This window comes from Moorena sp. SIO2C4 (assembly GCF_010672485.1).
GTDB lineage: Bacteria > Cyanobacteriota > Cyanobacteriia > Cyanobacteriales > Coleofasciculaceae > Moorena > Moorena producens.
The window spans coordinates 1-1776 of the sequence record NZ_JAAHGN010001311.1; the positions used below are offsets into that span (position 1 = coordinate 1).

Below are 1776 nucleotides of genomic sequence, written 5' to 3' on the forward strand. Positions count from 1 at the left end.
TAACCGGAGCCTGAACCTGAACCTGAACCCGAGCCTGAACCTGAACCTGAGCCGGAACCGGAGCCGGAACCTGAGCCGGAACCTGAGCCTGAGCCGGAACCTGAGCCAGAACCCGAACCCGAGCCGGAAACTGAAATTCCTGTTCAGCTACCGGATCAAGGTCAAGGAGTAGAGGATGACTTCCCTGGTCAAGGTCAAGGAGTAGAGGATGGCTTTCCTGGTCAAGGTCAAGGAGTAGAGGATGGCTTTCCTGGTCAAGGTCAAGGAGTAGAGGATGGCTTTCCTGGTTGAGGAAATCCCTGAGCTTATGAGGTTAGTTGTGGTGGTTGAATTTCTTCAATAAAAGCCGTCTTAGTCATTGGTTTTTTGTCAGCAACAGAGTGGTCTGATTATCAATCAGAGCAGGTTTACCATCACTGGTATGGGTGCTAAATGACTCAAAATAGCGACGAACTGGGGTAGGAAACTCAGGAAAGTTGAATACAGCATCACCATCAGCAATATGAGCCCAGAAGTAGCGTAGACTGGGAGCAAGTTTCTGGGCATCTGAATCGGGTAAATTTAAGGGGGGAGAAGTCAGGAGTTTCACCATGAATGGATAAGAGCGATCGCTCATCCATTCTCTAGATATTTGGGTTAGGTTTTCCCAACCAGGGACTGATTCCACTCGATGAGATTCAATTTGCAACCATCTTTTGCCCTGATTATCGGTACACAACTGCAATATCCGGTAGGGGTGAGGATAGCTAACTAATGAACCTGTTGTGATTTCGTAGACTCCCTCTTGATAGGCGATATCCTGTACATGCAAGTGACCTGTAAATAGTAGATTGACCCCAGCAGTTTTGAGAATATTGTGTAATACTGGAGCATTTTCCAAGATATACCGATGTCCCAAGGGATGGTTAGCTTGATCCGGCAAATGCTCGATGACATTGTGATGCACCATCACCAGCACCAATTTATCCTGGCACTGGGGAAGCACTTGCTCAAGCCAGATCAGCTGTTGCTGATCAAGACGCCCTACCTGTTTACCACCGGTATCGAACTGGTTAGAATTTAACCCAATCAGCTGTACTCCAGGCAAAACTTCACAGGTATAGTACAACTGCTCGGGATTTTCATAACCAAATTGGCGATAGTAGTAGGGAAATTCCTTTAGTCCAATCGAGTGTTCATTGGGTAAGATATTGGGGACATCATGATTTCCAGGTACGACGTACACTGGAAAAGGCAACTGGCTCAATCGCTTTTGTAACCAGGCATGATTGTCTGGTTCACCATGCTGGGTTAAGTCTCCTGGTAGGAGGAGGAAATCCAAGGCTTCCTGCTCTAAATCCTCCAGAATCCTTTCTAGGACTGGAATACTAACTTCTACCAAATGAAACCGATTGGGATGATCCCAGATGGTGTGGGGTAACCCGATATGTAGGTCACTTACCACGGCAAAGCGAAAATTTAAACTCATAACTAAAACTTTTCTTGATTAACCCCTAGTTTAATTATTATTAAAATTATCGCTCATGACCTTTGCTTTTATACCATTACAACCCCTTGTTTAGGTTCAATTTAACTGCTCACCTAAACAATAATGGATAATCTTTAATTTAGCCTGACATAATTAGGCTTTAGTCTATAAAAAACTTTAAAGATTACATTTAGGATAAATACAGATGAGTTGGAATTGCCTTCATTGAGGTGCGCGCCTCCTAGGGCGATTTACTCGCCCTAGGAGGCGCACACCTAGATATCACATTTACAACTAGATTAGGGATA

At 44.7% G+C, this 1776-nt stretch carries 1 protein-coding gene; it reads right to left on the minus strand.

What is annotated here, in order from left to right:
- Positions 1-355 precede the first annotated feature (355 nt).
- Complete coding sequence (locus F6K20_RS36975; RefSeq protein ID WP_008186576.1) at positions 356-1468, minus strand: metallophosphoesterase family protein; 1113 nt, start codon at positions 1466-1468, stop codon at positions 356-358.
- Between the last annotated feature and the right edge of the window lie 308 nt (positions 1469-1776).